Raw genomic sequence first — 15,673 nt, 5'->3', positions numbered from 1 at the left:
TCTATTAGACACGGATAAGGAGGTATGCAAAATGAGAAGGCAGAACATACTGGAGGTATTACAGGAAGGGGAAAGCGGTCTTAGAAGGGAGCTTGCCTGCATCGGACTGGAGCTGCGTAAGGAGCAGATGCAGGAATTGTATCAATCACAGCAGCTGGCATTGCGACAGTATCGATGGGTGGAAACAAAAGAGGACCGTCTGTTCGACATACTGGGGCCGTTTTTAAAATCTCCCTACATGGCACTTCCAACATATATGCTGCACTTAAAACAGTCGATCTGGCTGTATTACCATGTGCGCAGTCATATAAGCTGGCAGGTATCGGATGAGGAGCTGTGTGAAATACTGTATGAAGAGTATCTTCTTTATCACGGTGAAATCAGCCGGCAGCTCGCTTTGCGTATTTTACAGCGAGTGAAAAGGTCACAGGAGGAGTAGTGTATGGGATATATTGTTGGAAAACAGCGTGTTCGCGATTCGCTGTATGTCTTGCTGCAGCATGCACAGGAGGCAGGAGAAATCACAAAAAAGCGCAGGGAATATCTGTTAAAGCAGTGCGAACAGCTGGCGCAGGAGCTTGTCCTTTTGCTCAACCATAAGCAGAGCACCTCTTTGAGCATGGCGGATCATAAACGTATTTTAAACACCATCAGCTATGTGGTTTTACAGGGACTGGAGGAGATGGAAGAACGGTCTTTGCAGGAACTGGAAATAGATGCATGCTTTGAACGCGGTCTGCTTGTTTTACAGAATAAGGAGCAGCAGACAAGAAACCTGTTGAATCAGCTGCGCAGAAACCGTCTGCCGTTTTGCAATGAGCGCTACAACAGTGTGATGGATGAACAGATACCGCACTATCTCGAGCAGCTGAGCACCTATGAGGGGATTTTATACTACAGTCACACCACAGAGGATCTGGACTATCCGCTGGTGGACGGGATTCCTCTGTTTCATGATATGTATCACCTCGATGGGATGGATCTTGTCCTGTATTATATGGAACGCTTTGCACTGGAGCATACCTTTTGCGAATACTTTCGTGAAGAGCTGCCGGAATTTCTCCGACGCTATGAACTGCAAAAGGGAGTGACTGTGGAATATTTAGGCTTGAATCTTTGTGAGCTGCTCTGGTATCAGTGCTTTGCATCCCTCATGCTGTTTCAGCAGCCCTCGCTTTTGCTGGCAGAGCAGGATGTAAAGCGTCTGCGGGCGCTGCTGCGGCATTGTTCACTGCAGGAGGCTGTTGGGCAGGTCAATCATGCAATCGCTGTCCGTATGGGGAAAAGCGTGGCAGACTATCTCACACTGTTTGAAGAACAGCTGCAGGCGCAGCTACAGGTCTTCACAGAAGATGCTTATGCTCTGCTTGTATATGAGGAAGCAGTAGATGATCGTTTCGTCATCGACCTGACACAGGGAGTAGATGAGGAAACGTTTCTGGCGCTGCTGGAGGAGGTGGAGAAATATGCCTGCCTGCAGGACAAAATTCAGTATGTACGCTCCCAGAAGATCAGTGCCTATGACCTGATCGATCTGTTGGAGAATGCTGTTTTTATGAATGAGGAGTATGATGCGTATTATGAACAGATGTCACTGGAGGAAATCGCTGTCCTGTTAAAGCTGCTGCATCCTGCCGGTGGTAATTTTCATGAGGCATGGAAGCTGGATGATGCCGATTTGAGGGAGATCGAGCAGGAGCAGGAGTGGCAGAGCCGGTTTATCCATCATATCCGTCAGCGGTCACAAAAGGAGCGTGAAATGCTGTGTGAGCTGTTAAATAAATTAAGGATACGCAGCTGAAGGAAACCGTAACCGCTGCTTTGAATTCCTAGAATGAAGCTGCTGTTTGATAAGCCTCACGGTTTTGGCAGAGGCTTCGCCGAATAAGGAAACCGCCGCAGCCTTACCTTGCATGGCGGAAAGACGCCTTTTCGATTCATTTTTTGCGTAGAAAAAGCCGATGTCTACAGGATAGCTTCGCATTCCTGTGAGCATTGGCTTTTATATATATGCTCTTTTATTTTGCCAGCCGCTTTAAAAAAGCCTGCAGGATGTCCTCCCCGTCATCCTTCTCGTAGCCGTATTCTCCCATTCGAATTTTCGGCTTCATCTTCCCATGAAAATCACTGCCGCAGGTCATCAGGACACCATGCCGGCGGCAATAGGTATCATAATAGCGGTTATGCTTTGCTTCATGATAATTGCTGTAGGCCTCGATTCCATCGATTCCCTCATCCAGTGCTTTTTGCAGACGTTCCTCCTTTTGATAGAAGTTCAGCCATGGGTGTGCCAGTACGGCAATACCCCCGGCATCGTGAATGCGCTGTACGGTGTCCTTCAGGGATGGATATTCCACACGGACATAGCAGGGCTTTCCGGCACTGCACATATCCCAGTAGAAATTCACCGGCTGAGGCTCACAGCGTCTGCCTCCGGGCTGATAATCCGCAAACTCTTTCTTATCCTTATACTGTTCCATGATATGGTGCACAATTGCAGGAAACGGATTTTTACCTGCATATCGCTTTAAAAGCGCAGCGGGATCGATATCTAGGTCAAAGACTTCCCTGATTTTTTCCACACGTTTTATCTGCACGGCTTTTTTTCGTTCACTTAAAGCATTAAAAAGGCTTTGAAAATAAGGCTGCTCATAGTCGATGCCGTAGCCGAGCACGTGTACCTCCAGCTCCTCAAACAGCGTATCAAATTCCATGGCGGGAATTACGCGGATGCCCTTTGCCTCTGCCAGACGGACCATCTCCGCAATTCCTTTCGGCGTGTTGTGATCACTCAGTGCAATCGTTGTTAAATGGGCTTCCTCAGCCATATGAATCAGCTCCTGTGGTGTAAATTCACCATCGTTGCTGTAACAGGAATGCATATGTAAGTCAAAAGAATTCATGCGATTTCCTCCTTTAAACCAAGAGTATTATAGCACAGTCAACAAAAAAGAATATGTTTCAAATACTAAAAACCAAAACTTTGCGATTTTTCGCAGTATTTCGTCTTAAAACCAATTTTTTATGCTTCTTTTTTTGGAAAACTGCGAAATCAGATTGACGATAGGCAAAGAAAAACGTACACTAACCATGTGCAAAGGTGGTGAAGCGACATGTCGAAAGCAAGTGAAGCCAGACGAAACGCGCTGTATCAGCGAGTTTTGGGAGAAGGCAGAGTACGGGTCGGAGAGCTCGCCCGGCAGCTGGATGTGACAACGGAAACGATACGTAAGGATCTCAAGGTGCTGGAGGAACGCGGCGTGCTGACAAAGAAGCATGGAAGTGCAGTCGTTCGCAATGCCTATTATCAGCTGCCCTTTGATGTAAAGCTGCAGGAGCATACGCTGGAAAAACAGCTGATAGCCCGTAAGGCACTGGAATTTATCGAGGATGATGCCATTGTCTACATGGATCCAGGCAGCACCTGTCTGCAGCTGGCGAAGCTGCTGCGTCTGAAGAAGAACATCACGGTACTGACCAATTCCCTGCCGATTGCGGATATCATCTGTGACAGCGGGCTGGATCTGATTATGACCGGGGGAAAGCTTCAGAAAAAAGGACGTGCGCTTGTCGGATATTACGCCACCAATGTCATTGATACGGTTCGTATTGACATTGCGTTTATGGGATGCGACGGCTTTATGGATATGGATGGTCCGATGACCTTTTCCATGGAGCATGCGGAGGTAAACCGTCATATTCTGGCGCATTCCAGAAAGAACATCCTGCTTTGTGATTCCAGTAAATTCACAAAGACAGCCACCTATCAGTTCGCCAAGTTTTCAGACTATGATGTCATGATTACCAACGAGCTGCAGGAAGGGCAGCAGGACTGCGTGAGTGAGGTCAAACAACTGATTATGGTAAAGGAGAACTAGGATTATGAAATTACAGCTGGCATTGGATACACTGACACTGGAGGAATGCATGACCCTGCTGCAAGAAACAAGAGGCAGCGTTGATATTGCAGAGGTGGGAACACCGTTTATCATTGAGGAGGGCATGCGCCCGGTGAGAGAGTTTAAGCAGCATTTCCCGGAAATTGAAATTCTGGCAGATGCGAAAATCATGGATGCAGGAGAACTGGAGGCGGAAACAGCATTTAAAGCCGGTGCGGATATCGTTACTGTTTTGGGAGCGAGCAACGATGAAACCATTCTGGGGGCTGTGAAAGCCGCAAAGAAATACAATGGAAAAATTATGATCGATATGATCGCGGTAAAGGATTTGGAAACAAGAGCAAAGGAAATTGATGCCATGGGTGTGGATTATATCTGTGTACATACGGCATTTGATGTACAGCAGACCGGAAAGAATCCGCTGGATGAGCTGATGATCGTCAACCGTGTGATTACCCATGCGAAATCTGCGGTTGCCGGCGGTGTGAAGCTTGCGACCATTGATGCGATTGCATCCGAGGGTGCTGCGGTTGTCGTTGTCGGCGGTGCCATCTGCAATGCAGAAGACCGTGCAGCTGCCGCAAAAGAGATGAAGCAGCATCTGAAATAGGAGGACAGGTTGATGAACAATAAAGAATATGCAGCAATCGTAGTGCAGGAGCTTACACACACACTGACCGCCATTGATGAGGAACAGGCAGAAAAATTCGTAGAGCTGATCGATGAGGCAGACGAGGTATTCTGTGCCGGAGCAGGAAGGAGCGGCTTTCAGGTAAAGGGCTTTGCCATGCGCCTGATGCATATGGGAGTGGCTTCCTATGTCGTTGGGGAAACGTGTACACCGAATATCAAGGAAGGCGGCGTATTGGTGGTATGCAGTGGCAGCGGAGAGACAAAATCACTTGTCAACCATGCTGCGAAAGCAAAGGAAATGGGAGCACGGGTAGCACTCATCACCATCAATCCTAACTCCAGCATCGCCGGTATGGCGGATGTCGTTATCGAAATCAGCGCACCTTCACCGAAAAGTGCAAAGCAGGGGGATATCAAATCCATTCAGCCAATGGGATCTCTGTTTGAACAAAGCGAGGGAATCTTCATGGATATTGCTGTTATGATGCTGATGGAGCGAAGAGGCAAGGATTCCGATACGATGTTTGGAAGACATGCCAATATGGAATAATTCAACAAACGGATAATCGTGAAAGCCTGTACAGGGAACTGACCATTCCAAAGCGCTTCGGCTGTCGTCCGTCGCAAGACGCGGGTACAGGATAAGAAAATATCTGATGGGAAAACGCCATCAATGCGGGCTGGCGGATGCAGATTCGCCGGTCCTTTTCTATAAAAGGGAGAATAACTATGCGAAGTCAAAAGAAAAACGTGGCCATGCTGTGCCTGTTCTACTTTCTGTCTTATATCGCTTTCGTATTGCCTTACGGCTATATGCAGACCTTTCTGGAATATGTCGGCTATGATGTTGTAGAGCGCGGTATCATTTTGTCCGGGACGGCTGTTGTGGCTATTATCACGCAGTTTTTTATCGGTTATTTATGCGATAAGTACAAAACGGATAAGAAATTCTTTAACCTCTGTCTGATTGTCTTTGTGCTATCCACGCTGGTGATGTATCAGGTGACACAGCGGAATTTCTTTCTGCATCTGATTTTTATATCTCTGGTAGGCGGTATGTTTCGTACCACGCTGGCTGTACAGGATACCTGGACATTGGAGACAAGTGAAACCTGCCGCAATAATTTTGGCCCGATACGTGCGTTCGGGGCGATTGGCTGGATGATTGGCAGTCCAATCGGTGCTCTGGTTGTCGAGCATTACGGCTATCCGGCTCTGGGGTATGTGTTTGCGGGTCTTGCGGTTTTAAACATCGTACTGACAATGTTCATGCAGGATGCGGTCAAGGTGGAAAAAAGCGGCGGGATTCATGCAACGGATTTAAAGGAGCTGCTGCTGGATAAGAAATATGTTGTCGTGGTTCTGATTTTTCTGTTTATCAATGTGATAGCGACTGCGGATATCTACACGACGGTGGATAAAATGATGGCGCTGGGCGCAAAGGAGGGCATGGTCGGTGCCAGATGGAGCATTCAGGCCTTTACCGAGCTGCCGCTGTTTTTTGCGGGAACCTGGCTGTTGAAGAAATTCGGTGATTATAAGCTGATGATGTTTGGTACCTTTATGTATATCATCCGCTTTCTGGGCTATGCCGTTGTACAGAGTCCGGAAATGATGATCGTGGTGACGCTGATGCAGTGTATTACCTATCCGCTGATCATGATTACCAGCAAAACACTGGTGGATGATACAACACCGATTCATCTGCGAAGCAGCGGGCAGACGATCGCTTCTGCCTTTTATGTGGGACTTTCCCTGCTGATCACCCCGGTGATTGCCGGAGCGATGGTATCCTCCCTGGGTGCCGATTTGACACTGGCGCTGATCGGTCTGAGTGGATTTGTACCGCTGGGACTTGGTATTTTATACAAACGTCTGGATTAACAAATGTAACCGGTTATCACCTGCTCCTTAATTTCTGTGAAAAAATAGTGTATAATACGAATTAGAAATGTGAGGAGAGTTCATATGAGTAAATTTGATACAATGGATTATATTATCTGTGCCGCAGTTCTGTGCTACGGAATTTATCTGACCGTACAGAATGTGCGCCTGTTTCTTGCCAATCAGAAGGTGAGAAAGGAATATCTGAAGAAGCATAAGGACGGCTATACCATGGTGAATCAGTATCTGCCGTATATGATTTTTTTCCTGGGCTTTTCTGTCATTGGCATCATTGGTATCTTTGTGATGGAAAAGAATACAAAGGATGAGTTGTATGTCTGCTTTGCGCTCGCATTGATGGCGATTATCTGTGCGGGAATGGCACTGGATTCCATCGTGAAGCGGCGGGCAATCGTGGATGATGACGGCTTTGTATATGAAAAAGCGCATTATCGCTTTCGCTCCATTCTGTCAATGGATCCTATGAAATCCATTATCAAAAATATTGATATTCTGACAACGGAGCGCCAGCATGTTGTGGTATCCAAAAAGATGGGTGTCTATCTGCATGAATGCTTTCTGGAATGGAAGAAACGCAAGAAGAATAAAAATAAATAAAGAAATCTGGAGGAGGAAGCTATGATTAAACTAGCGGTATTTGATGTTGACGGTACTCTGGTAACGAAAGGGAACCGCAGGGTTCCTGCATCGTGTGTCCATGCTCTGAATGAGCTGTCAAGGAAGGGAGTGAAGTTGGCAATCGCCAGTGGCAGACCTCCTTTTGCTATGGAACAGAGTCTGCTGGAGCAGGTGAGCTTTGATTACTTCGTCTGCAGCAACGGCGCATTTGTGCGCAATGCACAGCATGAGGTGCTCTATCATTACAGCTTTTCCATGGAGGAAACACGAAGTCTGATCCATGCCTTTAAAAAGACGGATAATGCATTGATGTTTCAGTGTCAGGATGCGGCACACTGCTATCACGGCTATAAGCGGATTGCCAATATGCTGCAGAATTTTCTGGGACGACTGGATATTCTGGTGGATGAGCGGGAATCCGAGGGCTATCTGCAGGATACCATGCCCCTGGCAGCTGTCGCTAAAATAGAGGATGCTGATCTGGAAATGATGAAACAGCGCTTCCCGCAGTTTTTGTTTACACCGTTTGATACCTGCTTTTACGATATCAACGGTGCCCATGACAAGGCAACGGGCGTATCGCATATATGTGAAGCGATGGGCTGGAGCATGCAGGATGTGATCAGCTTCGGGGATGATTACAACGATCTGGAAATGATAAAAGCATGTGGCATCGGCGTTGCGATGGGGGATGCCAGAGAGGCTGTGAAGGAAGCAGCGGATTATGTGAGCGGGCTGTGCAGCAGAAACGGAATTGCACAGGCACTTTTACATTATGGATTGATTGACAGGGTGTGTGATGATGAAGCTGTTTCTGAGTGATCTGGATGGAACGCTGATCGATGTACATGGCAACATACAACAGCAGGATGTGCAGGCGATTCATACGCTGGCAGAGCGCGGCATTGCTTTTGGTATTGTAACCGGGCGGGATTACGGCTTCTGTCAGAAGTTGATTAGCCGTTATAGACTTGCTGTGGATATGATTATCGGAAATAACGGTGGATCTATCTGGATTCATGATAAGAAGGTCATGGAGGAGCACATTGAAGCCGGGGATGCAGTACGCATTATGGAGTTTTTAAAGGATCATGTGGATGAGATCAATCCCTTTGTCTGCAATGAGCAAAGCACCTTCTTCTTTATGAGGGAGCAGTATGCACCGGAGCACTGGAACGAGGTAAGAGAGCAGCTTGCCTACCTCGGTGATATTGCTGATCGGGATCTGTTGCGATATTTGAAGGAGAAGCAGGAGCCGGTGGTGAAAATCAGTATCCATACGTATACACAGGAACGCCGGGATACCTGGCTGCCGATTCTGCGCAGGCAATTTCAGGATGCCTATGAAATCCTGCCGACATCCTTTGATTACATCGAAATCACCCGTAAGGGAATCGATAAGGGAAAATCCTTTTTACAGGCACTGGAGTATTGGAAGCTGTCACAGGAGGAGGTCGCATTCATCGGGGATGGTGCCAACGATATTCCACTGTTTCATGAGGTGGAAGCCAGCTTCTGTATGGCTTCGGCAGCACAGGAAGTGCGCAGGGAAGCTGCACATGTTGTAAAAAGTGTTGCAGAAGCTGTGACTTTTGTTATAGAATAGAGTACAAACAACATAGTAAATAACTTAAAGGAGTGTTTTTATGGCTAAGAAAAAAACAACAACAGGACAGACATCGGCGAGGATGGTTATGGATGTTCTGAAAAAGCATTACGCGTTCACACCGGATACGGCCGTTGGATACGATGCATTTAAAAATCTTCGACTGTCCACCTCGGTGATTGCATACACCATCGCCAATCTGATGGAAACCGATGTCATTATGAAAACCGATGATGACCGGTATTATTTCGTAGAGAAAAACTGGAACAAGGTCGTGCATAAGGTGAATTTCGCCTATGTCATTCTGCTGGGGCTTCCTATCATAATCCTGCTTATTTTCTTAGGCATTCAGATGCTGATGAGTTGATGATAAAAGTAACCCGCTTCTGAAAAGGGCGGGTTTTATCTGCGCTTTTGTATACTTAAATATTTCTTATAAAAAACCTGTTCCTCAAGGCAGCTTGCTCTGCGTAAGGAAAACAGGTTTTTTTAGGCATCAGGTATTATCGGACAATGTAACCCAGTCCTGCATGCGTTTCATACTCTTGAGTGTTTCATTATAATCGGTTTCTGCTTCCAGCGATACGGCATTCTCATATCCGTATTTTCGCAGATTGGAAAAAATCATCATGAAGTCGATATCTCCCATGTCGAAGGCAACATGCTGAAACGGCTTTTCCAGTGCGGCATTGTATGCATAATCCTTAATATGGATGTGATCGATCCAAGGATAGATATAATGCAGCTCCTCCTCGAGTGAAAAGGTCAGATACTCCGCAGGGACATTTTCCTTATAGGCACGGTAGCTGTTTGCCGGATCCCATAGCAGCTTGAGATAGTCACTTTTTATGGCCTTCACGATCTGAATGCTCATATGACCCTTAGGAAGGTGGGAATACGGACAGTTTTCCAGCACCAGCGTCACATGCTCCTCCTCCGCAATCTGCACAGCCTGCCGGACATTTTTCATAATCAGAGCGATATGCTCCTGTGTGCCATAGGCAGGCGGCCGGTTATCCGGAAAGCGGAAAGGAAAGATGCGTACCCTTGGACAGTTCAGCTTTTTAGCAATGCGGCATGCATTTTTCAAATAGCGAAGATGTGTAGGGACATCCCCTTCAATCGCATGAAATGCCGGATTAAACAGACTTACTTTATCGTTCTCCATCAGCGGACACAGAAAGAAGACGGTACTGGCGATACAGGAAACCTTGAGTTCATAGGTATCCAGCAAGGTGCGAATGGTGTTGATTTCCTTTAGGCTGCACTCTTCAATACTTTTCCCAAATACATTATGCAGCTCTATGTGCGTATAACCATAAAGCTTGGCTATACGTAAGGCGGTTTCCAGATCTTCATCAATCTGGTCAGTAATTACAGATGTGTACATAAGCTCACCTCTCTGACAATATTATAACATTATAACAATATACTTGCAATCGGCTTCAAATAAATTCTTAAAAAATGTTATAATGTAATTACAATTTGTTGATTTTTGATAGGTTCCATTGTATAATCTGTTTGAAAAAGGAATAAGAAAAGAGGTAGATCGTATGTATCCTATGAAGTTAAAGCCTATATATGACAAAACAATATGGGCAAACGACCGTCTGACAACCATGCGCGGTATGGAAGAAAAAGGGATGGGCACCTGCTGGGAGATCAGTGCCCATCCATATGCAAAAAATGTTATCTTGAATGGAGAATATGCAGGGAAAACGCTGGATGAGGTGATTCAGGCGAATCCGCAATCTATACTGGGAGAAAAACAGCTGCATCAGATGCTTCGCCTTGCATATCTGGACGCCAGAGAGGATTTATCCATTCAGGTACATCCGTATGACGAATATGCAAGAGCGCATGAAAACGATGAAGGGAAAACAGAATCCTGGTATATTCTGGAAGCAGATAAGGGAGCTACGCTGGTGGCCGGAACGACTGCGTCGGATGCAGCGGTGATCAAAGCTGCTGTCGAAAATGATCAGGTGGAGGATTATGTGCGCAAGGTCGAGGTGGAGGCCGGTGATTTCGTATGCATTGATGCCGGTATGCTGCATGCACTGGGAAAAGGCATTCTCGCACTCGAGATTGGACAGAATTCCAATACGACCTATCGGTTTTATGATTATCATCGTCAGGATGCGAATGGCAGGGAGCGAGAGCTGCATATCGATAAAAGCTTTGATGTCGCAGATTTCGGACTGCACTGTAATAAAGTGGCAACACCTTTTACGGATGCGGATACCACACAGGAGAAGCTGCTGGTTGACCGGCGGGAATTCAGTGTGCGCCTGGTGGATGTTGCGGGAAGCTACGTGCTGCCGCAGGATGAAAAGCGCTTTTACTGTCTGAGCAATGTTTCCGCAGACTGTGTCCTTCGCTATCAGGGAGAAGAGCTTCCATTTGCATTTACTGAGAATATTTTCGTACCGGCGGGCTGTGCGGACATTGAAATCTGTGGGAAGGCACGTATTCTGGTAAGTTTTGTAAGATAAATTTTTCACACAATATTCACATAAAAACGTGTATACTGCTAAAAATAGCTGTAAATATGCGTTTTTTTCTATTTCAGATAGGACATTTTGGTTAAAATGTGTGATTACATTTGTAATTATGTGAGAAAAATTTATCAAAACAGTTGAAATTACGAGGAACGTGGTGTAAGATTACAATGTAAATAGCGGAGGTAAGCGATTACATTTCAACGAAAGCTGGTCACTTCGAAATGTGAAAGCTGCCATAACACAGACAGAGCTGGTATGGTCTGGTGTTTCAAAACGTATACCTTATGAGACATGCTGAAAAATCCCTGTTTTCTATGCAAAAGCATAAAAAAACAGATGATTTTCCACGATTATCATCTGTACTGTTAAGTATAGGTAAATGCATAAGGCAGGTAAGAAAAAGGATTTGGTAGGGAAGCCAAAATATTTTTTTGGCCTTTCACACCGTAGTTTTGTTCTGTGTCCGTGAAAAAAAGGAGGACGACAAATGAAATACGTGATTATGGTAAGTCATGGTGAATTTGCACCGGGATTGCATTCCGCTGTCAAAATGATGACAGGGGAACGTGACGATGTCCTGAGTACAAGTCTGAAGGCAGATATGAGTGCTGATGAATTTGCAGCTAACTTCAGAACACTGGTTGAGCCGCTGAATGCAGACGACAGTGTTATTCTGCTGGCAGACATTCTGAGTGGATCTCCATTCACCAACGCACTGGCTGTTCTTGATGAAAAAGGCCTGATGCCAAACACATTAGTGATTGCAGGTATGAATATGCCGCTGGCAATCACCGCCGTATTGATGAAAGATAATTTTGACGATGCAGAGCTGTTGAAAGAAACGCTGCTGAGCGAGGGTCATGCCGGTCTTACCGAATTCAAGGTAGAGAGCGATGACGCGGAAGACGATATTTAAACATCGGAATTTAATCTAAGGAGGACATAAATCATGATTAGTTTTGTACGAGTTGACGATCGTATCATTCACGGTCAGATCATCACACGCTGGTCCAAGGAATATCCTTGTGACGGTATTATCGCAGTAAACGACAAGGCTGCTACCACACCTGTTCTGAAACAGTCATTCGTAGCATCCACGGACAAAAAAGTATTTGTATGGACAAAGGAACACTTCCTTGAGAAGGCACAGACGGTGCTTGACAGCAACAAGCGATACTTCCTGATTACGAAGAATCCGGTTGACATGAAAGAGCTGCTGGTTGACAACAAGTTTGTACCAAGTGATGTAAAACGTGTTGTTATCGGACCTTGCAACGACCGTCCGGGCGCTACCAAGCTGGGACAGAACCAGTCCATCACACAGGAAGAAGCAGAAGCATGCGAAGCGATGACAAACGCTGGTTACGATGTATTCTTTGCACTGCTGGAAGAAACTGCTATCGGTTCCTGGCCAAAATTCAGATCTAAATTCGGATACTAATAAATTGGGAGATTTGTGTTCGAATTAGATTAGATAAATTCAAAAAGGAAAAGGAGATGAATTTATGATTTCTTGGGTACAGGCTGCTTTACTCGGTCTTATGAGTTGTTGTGCGGCCTCCACAATTGCATGTTTAGGTACTACAGTTGGTAACTACACATTGAACAGACCATTGATCGCATCCGTATTTGTAGGGTTGATCCTTGGTGACGTTAAGGGATGTATTCAGATTGCAGTCCCTATGCAGATTATTTATATCGCGCTGGTAACTCCAGGTGGTACCGTAGCAGCGGATTTACGTGCCGTTTCTTACATTGGTATCCCTCTGGCTTGGGCTCTTGCAAAATCTCAGGGTCTTGACCTTGGTGGTTCTGAAGCAAGCGGTCTTGCAGGTGCTTTAGGTGCTATGGTTGGTACTGTAGGTACTGTACAGTTCTACGGAACTGCGATGATGAACCTTGTTTGGCAGCACATTGGATGGGCTCGTCTGGACAAGAAAGATTTCAGTATTGTCGGTAAGGTTGAAGTTATTTTCCCTCTTATCTCTCACTTACTGATTTCCTTCATCCCAGTTATGCTGATTGTTTATTATGGTGCAGATGCTGTTGACCAGTTCAAGGAAGCACTGCCTATGGGTTCCTGGTATATGAAATCCCTGTTTACATTAGGTAGCTTGCTGCCTGCAGTCGGAATCGCAATCCTGCTGAAATCCGTTGTAAACAAGGCAACTGACCTGATCTTCTTCTTATTTGGTTTCACACTGGCAGGTTCTATGCACCTGACACTGATCGCTGCAACTGCAGTTGGTGCTGTATTTGCATTGATTAACTACCAGATGACAATGATTAGAAACAGAGCTGCAGCAGGTCCTGCAGGAATTGACGATGATGAGGAGGACATTTAATTATGAAAAAGGTATCGAAAAAGTCATTAAATAGTTCTTTCTGGCGTTGGTTCTATGGTAACCTGACTTGCTTCTCTCATGAGCACATGCAGACATTCGGTTACATGTGGTCCATGTTACCAATTATCCAGGAATTATATGAAACAAAAGATGAACAGGCTGAAAAGCTGCAGACATATTATCCATTCTTCAACACAGAGCCTCAGATTGGTTCTATCGTAGTTGGTATTACCGCTGGTCTTGAAGAAGCTCGTGCAAACGGTGCTGAAGAAATCGATGATGAAATGATCAATGGTATTCGTGCAGGTCTGATGGGTCCTCTGGCTGGTATCGGTGACTCTCTGATCGTTGGTACGTATATTCCAGTTTTATTAGGTATTGCATTAGGTCTTGCGGAAGGCGGATCCATTATTGGTCCTCTGTTCTATATCGTTGTATGGAACGTGACTAGTATCTTCTTCCAGAAATGGATCTATAACAAAGGTTATGAACTTGGTGGTTCTGCTGTAGAAGTTATCGTTGGTGAGCAGGCAACTGCATTACGTGAATCCGTAATCGTTATGGGTCAGGTAATCGTTGGTGCTATGGCTGGTACTTGGGTATCTATTACTACTTCTGTACAGCTGACAACTTCTATTCAGAATAAAACAGAAATGGTTATTGAAGGTTCCAAAGTAATCGAAAAGGTTACAGGAACTCAGGAAGTACCTGTATTACTGCAGGAAAAACTGGATGGCGCATTCCCTGGCGTATTGACTCTGCTGTTCGTACTGGGCTGCTGGTGGTTAATGGCTAAGAAAGCAATTAGTCCAATCAAAATTATGCTGCTGATGGTTGTTGTAGCTATCGTCGGTGTTCTTGTTGGATTCTTCGATCCAAATCTGTCTTACTAATCAACAAAAAAATAGAAATATCATCCCTGCCTCCCAAGTGGGGATGATTTCTTTATAACAGGAGGTATAAGTGATGAAGAAATCAGAGAAGGATGCATTGAAACAGAAAATACAGTCTGAAAATATACTGGTACGACGGCTCGGAAGCTGGGTCAAGGTTGGAGGGATTATTTTCCTTGTGACTGCAGGCCTTTGTGTCTGGGGATTTACCGGCATGAAAGATCCTATTTTACCGGATATCAGTGATACAGTCCGAAATGTAGTTAAATGGATTGCTCTGGTTGGTGCAATTCTATCTGGTGGATTCACCATTATGTCCTTCATGAGCTTCCGTAATGGGAAGAAGCATGTTTTAGCAATGATTGATGAATTGAAAGGGTTTTAAAAAACGTATTGATTTAAGATAAGTAAATATAGAGTTTGTTTGTATAGTTTTATATAAACAATAAATATATTAGTAAACAAAAAAAGCTATGACACGATTTTACAAAGTTGCCATGGCTTTTTTTTCCAGAATGGGTTAATATTATATTCGAGTGTTTAAATCATAACCTTAGCTGTAAAGACCTACAGAATGTGATTTGGTAGTCGGAATGGATCCACTTGAAGCCTCTAAGCGAATAGTCCAGTTTAATCTGGCGCTTAATGAATTATTATTGCTTATCGATTTAGAGACAAATTTCACACCATTGCCAGCTACATATACAGAACCACTACATGAAGAAACTGAGGGCTTAGATGTTTGTACAACATAGCATTTTATAGTTCCTTTTGACCCATGAATCATATCGCCATAATAATATTGGGCACTATTTGTTACCCATCCTTCATCAGCAGCTAATAGATTATATTGATTTCTGATATCTAGAACCCTTACAATATCAGCATTATATGAATCAAATGCATTTTGAACTACACTATTAACCTCAATTTGATTATCCAAATTCGCAAATACAGTGATAATTTTCTCATTATCTCTAACATCATCTGTAAAGGCATGAGTTGCTGGTACAAAGGCTAAATTTAATAAAACTAAGAAGCATGCTAGTGTAAAAATTCTAAAAATCTTTTTCATTTTTCTCACCTCACTTGATATATGCCATTGAACGAAACAGAGGATTATGAGAATATAATAATGAGATTACTTCCCTCCTTTCCATTACCCTCCTTCTAAACTAATTATAGATTATTAATTAGAATTTGTGTTGATTATTGCATTTTTAGCAGAAAAATGGAATAATTAACTTTTTTAACAGTTAAGCTAAGAAAA

Annotated in this window: 19 protein-coding genes; 16 read left to right on the top strand and 3 right to left on the bottom strand. The window is 44.6% G+C overall.

Features of this window, described 5'->3' with window-relative positions; all coding sequences use genetic code 11:
- Window positions 1-31: 31 nt before the first annotated feature.
- Both KSZ58_RS04360 and KSZ58_RS04355 read left to right on the top strand, forming a co-directional pair.
- A complete protein-coding gene (locus KSZ58_RS04360; RefSeq protein ID WP_008818680.1) occupies window positions 32-439 on the top strand; it encodes a DUF6323 family protein in 408 nt (135 codons plus the stop codon).
- A 3-nt stretch (window positions 440-442) separates the two neighbouring features.
- A complete protein-coding gene (locus KSZ58_RS04355; RefSeq protein WP_009270527.1) occupies window positions 443-1,801 on the top strand; it encodes a DUF6179 domain-containing protein in 1,359 nt (452 codons plus the stop codon).
- A gap of 217 nt (window positions 1,802-2,018) precedes the next feature.
- On the opposite strand, the gene KSZ58_RS04350 is transcribed toward KSZ58_RS04355, so the two are convergent.
- On the bottom strand, window positions 2,019-2,903 hold the full coding sequence (locus KSZ58_RS04350) for a PHP domain-containing protein (protein WP_009270526.1): 885 nt from the start codon (window positions 2,901-2,903) through the stop codon (window positions 2,019-2,021).
- Window positions 2,904-3,113: 210 nt separating this feature from the next.
- Between KSZ58_RS04350 and KSZ58_RS04345 the strand changes: the two genes are divergently transcribed.
- From KSZ58_RS04345 to KSZ58_RS04310, 8 genes are all read left to right on the top strand, one after another.
- A complete protein-coding gene (locus KSZ58_RS04345; RefSeq protein ID WP_002611099.1) occupies window positions 3,114-3,878 on the top strand; it encodes a DeoR/GlpR family DNA-binding transcription regulator in 765 nt (254 codons plus the stop codon).
- 4 nt (window positions 3,879-3,882) lie between these two features.
- Window positions 3,883-4,509: a 3-hexulose-6-phosphate synthase gene (gene hxlA, locus KSZ58_RS04340; protein ID WP_009270525.1), complete on the top strand. Its 627-nt coding sequence runs from the start codon at window positions 3,883-3,885 to the stop codon at window positions 4,507-4,509.
- A gap of 12 nt (window positions 4,510-4,521) precedes the next feature.
- Window positions 4,522-5,082 carry a 6-phospho-3-hexuloisomerase gene (hxlB, locus tag KSZ58_RS04335; RefSeq protein WP_009270524.1) on the top strand — a complete coding sequence of 187 codons (561 nt, stop codon included), beginning with the start codon at window positions 4,522-4,524 and terminating at the stop codon, window positions 5,080-5,082.
- Between the two features lie 179 nt (window positions 5,083-5,261).
- Window positions 5,262-6,416: an MFS transporter gene (locus KSZ58_RS04330; protein ID WP_009270523.1), complete on the top strand. Its 1,155-nt coding sequence runs from the start codon at window positions 5,262-5,264 to the stop codon at window positions 6,414-6,416.
- Between the two features lie 84 nt (window positions 6,417-6,500).
- Window positions 6,501-7,034, top strand: coding sequence for a hypothetical protein (locus KSZ58_RS04325; protein ID WP_009270522.1), 534 nt, complete (start codon window positions 6,501-6,503; stop codon window positions 7,032-7,034).
- A gap of 21 nt (window positions 7,035-7,055) precedes the next feature.
- A complete protein-coding gene (locus KSZ58_RS04320; protein ID WP_009270521.1) occupies window positions 7,056-7,877 on the top strand; it encodes a Cof-type HAD-IIB family hydrolase in 822 nt (273 codons plus the stop codon).
- Entirely contained in the window at window positions 7,855-8,661 is an 807-nt protein-coding gene (locus tag KSZ58_RS04315) for a Cof-type HAD-IIB family hydrolase (protein WP_224727218.1), read from the top strand. The genes KSZ58_RS04320 and KSZ58_RS04315 overlap by 23 nt, the downstream gene beginning before the upstream one ends.
- 40 nt (window positions 8,662-8,701) lie before the next feature.
- On the top strand, window positions 8,702-9,028 hold the full coding sequence (locus KSZ58_RS04310; protein WP_002611090.1) for a hypothetical protein: 327 nt from the start codon (window positions 8,702-8,704) through the stop codon (window positions 9,026-9,028).
- Between the two features lie 129 nt (window positions 9,029-9,157).
- On the opposite strand, the gene KSZ58_RS04305 is transcribed toward KSZ58_RS04310, so the two are convergent.
- Window positions 9,158-10,051: a sugar phosphate isomerase/epimerase gene (locus tag KSZ58_RS04305; protein WP_009270519.1), complete on the bottom strand. Its 894-nt coding sequence runs from the start codon at window positions 10,049-10,051 to the stop codon at window positions 9,158-9,160.
- Between the two features lie 172 nt (window positions 10,052-10,223).
- Here KSZ58_RS04305 and KSZ58_RS04300 point away from each other — a divergent pair, with 172 nt between their 5' ends.
- The 6 genes from KSZ58_RS04300 to KSZ58_RS04275 all read left to right on the top strand — a co-directional run bounded on the left by KSZ58_RS04300 (window position 10,224) and on the right by KSZ58_RS04275 (window position 14,788).
- A complete protein-coding gene (locus KSZ58_RS04300; RefSeq protein WP_224727217.1) occupies window positions 10,224-11,156 on the top strand; it encodes a type I phosphomannose isomerase catalytic subunit in 933 nt (310 codons plus the stop codon).
- 496 nt (window positions 11,157-11,652) lie between these two features.
- Window positions 11,653-12,081, top strand: coding sequence for a PTS sugar transporter subunit IIA (locus KSZ58_RS04295; RefSeq protein ID WP_002611084.1), 429 nt, complete (start codon window positions 11,653-11,655; stop codon window positions 12,079-12,081).
- A 33-nt stretch (window positions 12,082-12,114) separates the two neighbouring features.
- Window positions 12,115-12,606: a PTS sugar transporter subunit IIB gene (locus tag KSZ58_RS04290; protein ID WP_002611082.1), complete on the top strand. Its 492-nt coding sequence runs from the start codon at window positions 12,115-12,117 to the stop codon at window positions 12,604-12,606.
- Window positions 12,607-12,670: 64 nt separating this feature from the next.
- Entirely contained in the window at window positions 12,671-13,510 is an 840-nt protein-coding gene (locus KSZ58_RS04285; RefSeq protein WP_008818686.1) for a PTS sugar transporter subunit IIC, read from the top strand.
- A 2-nt stretch (window positions 13,511-13,512) separates the two neighbouring features.
- Window positions 13,513-14,403 carry a PTS system mannose/fructose/sorbose family transporter subunit IID gene (locus KSZ58_RS04280; protein ID WP_002611078.1) on the top strand — a complete coding sequence of 297 codons (891 nt, stop codon included), beginning with the start codon at window positions 13,513-13,515 and terminating at the stop codon, window positions 14,401-14,403.
- Window positions 14,404-14,476: 73 nt separating this feature from the next.
- Window positions 14,477-14,788 carry a hypothetical protein gene (locus tag KSZ58_RS04275; protein WP_002611076.1) on the top strand — a complete coding sequence of 104 codons (312 nt, stop codon included), beginning with the start codon at window positions 14,477-14,479 and terminating at the stop codon, window positions 14,786-14,788.
- Window positions 14,789-14,956: 168 nt separating this feature from the next.
- Here KSZ58_RS04275 and KSZ58_RS04270 read toward each other — a convergent pair whose 3' ends face one another.
- Complete coding sequence (locus KSZ58_RS04270) at window positions 14,957-15,478, bottom strand: hypothetical protein (protein WP_009270517.1); 522 nt, start codon at window positions 15,476-15,478, stop codon at window positions 14,957-14,959.
- Window positions 15,479-15,673: the final 195 nt, after the last annotated feature.

The sequence above is a fragment of the Erysipelatoclostridium sp. DFI.2.3 genome (genome assembly GCF_019132535.1).
GTDB lineage: Bacteria > Bacillota_I > Bacilli_A > Erysipelotrichales > Erysipelotrichaceae > Clostridium_AQ > Clostridium_AQ innocuum.
Note: the sequence above shows the minus strand (reverse complement) of the source record. Positions and strands in the feature narration are given on the sequence as shown.

What these genes read in the sequence shown, in the direction of transcription:
- KSZ58_RS04360 (WP_008818680.1), top strand. Translation starts at nt 32, where the DNA reads ATGAGAAGGCAGAACATACTGGAGGTATTACAGGAAGGGGAAAGCGGT.
- KSZ58_RS04355 (WP_009270527.1), top strand. Translation starts at nt 443, where the DNA reads ATGGGATATATTGTTGGAAAACAGCGTGTTCGCGATTCGCTGTATGTC.
- KSZ58_RS04350 (WP_009270526.1), bottom strand. Translation starts at nt 2,903, where the DNA reads ATGAATTCTTTTGACTTACATATGCATTCCTGTTACAGCAACGATGGT.
- KSZ58_RS04345 (WP_002611099.1), top strand. Translation starts at nt 3,114, where the DNA reads ATGTCGAAAGCAAGTGAAGCCAGACGAAACGCGCTGTATCAGCGAGTT.
- hxlA (WP_009270525.1), top strand. Translation starts at nt 3,883, where the DNA reads ATGAAATTACAGCTGGCATTGGATACACTGACACTGGAGGAATGCATG.
- hxlB (WP_009270524.1), top strand. Translation starts at nt 4,522, where the DNA reads ATGAACAATAAAGAATATGCAGCAATCGTAGTGCAGGAGCTTACACAC.
- KSZ58_RS04330 (WP_009270523.1), top strand. Translation starts at nt 5,262, where the DNA reads ATGCGAAGTCAAAAGAAAAACGTGGCCATGCTGTGCCTGTTCTACTTT.
- KSZ58_RS04325 (WP_009270522.1), top strand. Translation starts at nt 6,501, where the DNA reads ATGAGTAAATTTGATACAATGGATTATATTATCTGTGCCGCAGTTCTG.
- KSZ58_RS04320 (WP_009270521.1), top strand. Translation starts at nt 7,056, where the DNA reads ATGATTAAACTAGCGGTATTTGATGTTGACGGTACTCTGGTAACGAAA.
- KSZ58_RS04315 (WP_224727218.1), top strand. Translation starts at nt 7,855, where the DNA reads ATGATGAAGCTGTTTCTGAGTGATCTGGATGGAACGCTGATCGATGTA.
- KSZ58_RS04310 (WP_002611090.1), top strand. Translation starts at nt 8,702, where the DNA reads ATGGCTAAGAAAAAAACAACAACAGGACAGACATCGGCGAGGATGGTT.
- KSZ58_RS04305 (WP_009270519.1), bottom strand. Translation starts at nt 10,051, where the DNA reads ATGTACACATCTGTAATTACTGACCAGATTGATGAAGATCTGGAAACC.
- KSZ58_RS04300 (WP_224727217.1), top strand. Translation starts at nt 10,224, where the DNA reads ATGAAGTTAAAGCCTATATATGACAAAACAATATGGGCAAACGACCGT.
- KSZ58_RS04295 (WP_002611084.1), top strand. Translation starts at nt 11,653, where the DNA reads ATGAAATACGTGATTATGGTAAGTCATGGTGAATTTGCACCGGGATTG.
- KSZ58_RS04290 (WP_002611082.1), top strand. Translation starts at nt 12,115, where the DNA reads ATGATTAGTTTTGTACGAGTTGACGATCGTATCATTCACGGTCAGATC.
- KSZ58_RS04285 (WP_008818686.1), top strand. Translation starts at nt 12,671, where the DNA reads ATGATTTCTTGGGTACAGGCTGCTTTACTCGGTCTTATGAGTTGTTGT.
- KSZ58_RS04280 (WP_002611078.1), top strand. Translation starts at nt 13,513, where the DNA reads ATGAAAAAGGTATCGAAAAAGTCATTAAATAGTTCTTTCTGGCGTTGG.
- KSZ58_RS04275 (WP_002611076.1), top strand. Translation starts at nt 14,477, where the DNA reads ATGAAGAAATCAGAGAAGGATGCATTGAAACAGAAAATACAGTCTGAA.
- KSZ58_RS04270 (WP_009270517.1), bottom strand. Translation starts at nt 15,478, where the DNA reads ATGAAAAAGATTTTTAGAATTTTTACACTAGCATGCTTCTTAGTTTTA.